The sequence below is a fragment of the Lentzea sp. genome, assembly GCF_036380075.1.
In the GTDB taxonomy this organism is placed as follows: domain Bacteria; phylum Actinomycetota; class Actinomycetes; order Mycobacteriales; family Pseudonocardiaceae; genus Lentzea.
Genome location: NZ_DASVFL010000127.1, coordinates 1 through 3,732, shown reverse-complemented (window position 1 = coordinate 3,732; position 3,732 = coordinate 1). Strand labels below are relative to the sequence as shown.

3 protein-coding genes and 2 pseudogenes are annotated in these 3,732 nt (G+C 68.2%); 2 read left to right on the top strand and 3 right to left on the bottom strand.

Translation table 11 applies throughout. The features are described from left to right. A pseudogene (locus tag VF330_RS15750) lies at positions 1-286 on the bottom strand (amidase); the annotation flags it as partial. 25 nt (positions 287-311) lie between these two features. Between VF330_RS15750 and VF330_RS15745 the strand changes: the two are divergent. Continuing rightward, entirely contained in the window at positions 312-893 is a 582-nt protein-coding gene (locus tag VF330_RS15745) for a DUF7711 family protein (protein ID WP_330852337.1), read from the top strand. A gap of 3 nt (positions 894-896) precedes the next feature. Here VF330_RS15745 and VF330_RS15740 read toward each other — a convergent pair whose 3' ends face one another. Further along, positions 897-1,979, bottom strand: a complete 1,083-nt coding sequence (locus tag VF330_RS15740; RefSeq protein WP_330852336.1) for a beta family protein — start codon at positions 1,977-1,979, stop codon at positions 897-899. A 209-nt stretch (positions 1,980-2,188) separates the two neighbouring features. Here VF330_RS15740 and VF330_RS15735 point away from each other — a divergent pair, with 209 nt between their 5' ends. Beyond that, complete coding sequence (locus tag VF330_RS15735; RefSeq protein ID WP_330852335.1) at positions 2,189-3,319, top strand: HIRAN domain-containing protein; 1,131 nt, start codon at positions 2,189-2,191, stop codon at positions 3,317-3,319. A gap of 158 nt (positions 3,320-3,477) precedes the next feature. On the opposite strand, the pseudogene VF330_RS15730 reads toward VF330_RS15735, so the two are convergent. After that, positions 3,478-3,588, bottom strand: a pseudogene (locus VF330_RS15730) (MBL fold metallo-hydrolase); the annotation flags it as partial. Between the last annotated feature and the right edge of the window lie 144 nt (positions 3,589-3,732).

Below are 3,732 nucleotides of genomic sequence, written 5' to 3'. Positions count from 1 at the left end.
GGGTGCGGTCGAGGTTCCACGGGTTGCGTGTGACGCCGCGAGAGTTGCGGCCCCACGTCTGCCACGGTGTGCTGCCGTCGGGTGTGGTGGTCAGGCCGATCGGAACGCAACCGAGTGCCATCAACGCCTCGCGGTGGCTCTCGCGTTCGCCGCGCTTCACCGCGATGGGCATGCCGGCGAGCGGGAGCGACGGGTCGACGGGCGCGAACGAGTCGAAGACCTCGTGGAACGCGCACAGCCGCGGTTCGACCAGGGCAAGCCTTGCCAAGGCGTCGGCGACCCGCATCGGACCCTCCAGCAGAATGACGCGCGTGAAGTGGACCCGCGCAGTGCATCACCTGACCGAGCTCGTGGAGAAGTGCGCTGAGCCGCCCAGCCCCGTCTTCCGCTTCGACGTGGTCGAACTGTGGGTGTTCGGCGACCTGCTCGGGGTGCCGCGGGACCTGGACGAGATCGAGGTCGCCGTGGTCGCGGACCTGCCGGTGGACGAGGTGCCGTGGCTCACCGAGCCCGTCGGCGCCGAGCACTGGGCCAACTCCACCCGGATGTCGCGCAACCCGATCTCGGCGCGGTGGCGTTCGGTGAACGCCCCGGTGTGGAACCACGCGATCGAGCGACCCGCCCTGGTCTGGAGCCGCGCCGACGGCGTCGCGGAGGAGGCGCTGGTCGCGGTCAGCGACGGCACCGCGGAGCTGGTCCGCCCGCCGGCGCCGTCACCCGACGAGCTGCGCAAGCGGGTGGAGGACGAGCTGGCCGTGAGCCTGGCGGCGCTGCGCCGCGCGAATCAGGTCTACACCGACAAGCGCTGGAGTCCGGGCAAGCTCACGCCGCACGCGGACTCGTTGTGGCGCACGACCAGCGGCTACCTCGACCTCCTGGACGCACTGGCCTGAGCCTCACAGCTCGGCCGGCGGCCTCCGCGCGAGGTGTGCCAGGTGGTGCGACATCGCCATGGCGACCCAGCGCGACACGTGCCTGGCGGACCGTCCGCCTTCCCGGCGGCAGCCCGCCAGTTCGCGGTCGCCCCAGGAGTAGCCACTGCCGGCGAAGTCGGGACGGGCCACGAGCTCATCGGCCAGTTCGGTGAACGCCTCACCCGTCAAGAGCTTGCCGTCTTCCTTGGCGGGCTGTCTGCGCAGCGCGATGACGAGGTTCGGCACGGTGTAGTAGAGGTACGGGTAGATGGTGCGCGGTCCGGGTTTGGCGGGCGCCGGCCTGGCCGGGTGGACCACGCCGTAGTCGCCGTAGTTCACATCGATGGCGCTCAGGTGCGCGACTTCGTGCCACAAGGCCACCTCGGTCCGCTCCCGGACGGTGGTCACGAAGCCGTGGCGGGCAGCCGGGATCGACCCGGCCAGCACGGTCGTCGAGGAGGGCCCGAGCCGGTCGCCCAGCGTCCTGACGAGTGAACGCGTGAGAGCCAGTTGCCGTGGGTGAACCGCTTCCACGAAGCCCAGGTCGACGACTGCGTGCATCGGGTTGCCGCGGGCGCTGGGGGAGATGCGGCGCAGGCAGTCGTCGACCTCGCCAGGCGGGAGTCGGACGTCCCGGAACCGGATCACGACCGGCCGAGGGCGGTGTTCCTGCAGCAGTGCCACCCGCCTGAGCTGGTCGTCAGACGGTGAGGCGGAGAGCACCGGGACGAAGGCCGGGACGTCCGGGGCGAACAGGCCGTGCTCCTCGGTCAGCGCAGTCTCGATGCGGTCGTCCAGGAGCTCGAACACGCCACCCGGATGCCGGGCGAGCGGAGCGTCCCGGCTCACCAGTTCGGTGTCGATCCACAGCGGCTGACGCAGGTTCACCATGCGCGCGGCCGCCTGCACCAACGCCTTCAGCAGGCGCCCCGGGCCGTCCGGTTCGACGGAGTCGAGCAGCTCGACGACGACTCGCGGGACTGGCGCGTCGCGCTCGGCGAGTTGCCGCAGGGACTCGAGCTCGCCCGTCTTGCTCTTCATCGCGACCAGAGGCGTGAGCGCCATCGCGTGGCTCCCCCTTCGCAGCGGCAGCGCGAACCACTTCGATCGTGGTGGTGATCGGATGACCTGGGCAGCCCTCGGACGGGTGAAGCAGGCTCACGTGAAGTCGTAGCGACATGGAATCGATGCTGTGTAACAGGAACGTGCCGCCCGAACGAATAGCCGGTTGAACCGGCGGCACGGAGCGCGCCCCGAATCGGTAGGAGCAATCGATGGACGGGTACGGAATCTCCGTTGACTTCGATGGCCTGCAGCTCGTCGTCGAGCCCAAGAACGCCGTGGCGGAGGCAGCTCTGGGCAGGCGCAGACTCGTCGTCACCGGACCGGAACTGGTGTCGGTTTCGATGGCCAGGGCAGGCCTGTTCCGGAACGGGCGCCTCGACCTCGTCGTTCGGGACGGGCAGCCCTGCAAGTTGCACTTCACCCGCAGGCAACAGGCAGATTTCGAGCGGCTGTACCACGGACTGCTGTCATTCCGAGTGGAAGTCGCCAACGTCGCCGGTATGGCACGCCCGCAGCCGGAACGACTGCGCCCCGCGCTGGTCGAACGCCCTGCGGAGAAGTCGCTTCGCCTGCGTGGAAAGGGCTGGTTCGGCCAGGAGGTGGTCGGTGAGTCACATTACTTCCAGGACTTGCGCCGGCTCGCAGGCAAAGCTTCGACCGGTGAACGGGAAACGATTGCGCAACTGCGACGTGAACCGTCGAATCGTCACGACCGGAACGCAGTCCAGGTGTTGGTCGACGGACGGCTGGTCGGGTATCTGCCGCGCGAATCGGCCGCTGAGTACGCGACCTCGCTGAAACTGCTGGAAAAATCGAACAGGATTCCTGAGTGCCGTGCGCGCCTGTGGTGGCGTCGAGGGCCCGGAGATTTCATCGCGAGCGTGTCGCTCGATCTGGCCGACCCGGAACTCCTGTTCCCGATCAACGAGATCGACGACCGTTCCCCTCACATGATGGTTCCGGCGGGACGCTCTTACCAGCTGACTCGCGAGAACGAGCATTTGGACGTGCTGGGACCGCTGATGGGTCGCGCGCATCCGCAGAGCAGGGCGCTGGTCCTCGCCAGCCTGCATGGGGTGGAGCGCACCGGTCCGCGTTCCACCAGCGAAGTGGTCGCGGTCCGCGTTGACGGTCAGGAGATCGGCGAGCTCACGAAGCAGACGTCGGCCAAACTGCTGCCGGTCGTGCGTCCGCTGCAGAACGCCGGGATCACGTGCTACGCGGAGGTCGTGCTGACCGGCAACGCCCTGGCCGTCGAGGCGAAGCTGAACATCTCGCCCCCGGAGGACCTGCCACACGACTTCGTGCAGCGGATGCAGAAAGCGGTTCAGCGAGCCTGACGGTGCTCGTCAGATACCTGAGCTCGCCGTGGTCACGACGGCCGAGCCGCATCGAGATGTGGTGACGGTCAAAGCCTGAACAGATGGGTCACGATCATCGAAGTCTGATCACGGGACAACGAGGAGCCCACGTCGACGGGCTCCCCGTAGGTCTCACGTCACCAGCCGCGCGAGCGCCGCTCCGCGAGTGACGGGCGTTCCTTGCCGAGCGTCGAGTCGTCGCCGTGGCCCGGGTAGAACCAGGTGTCGTCGGGCAGGACGGCGAACAGGTCCGCCTGGTGTAGCTCATGGCGCTACGCAGGGCTACACTCGTCTGGTGAAGGTCATCAGCCAACGGGAGTTTCGCAACCACTCCGCCGCTGTCATGGACGCGGTGGAGGCGGGCGAGACCTACCACGTGACGCGAAATGGTG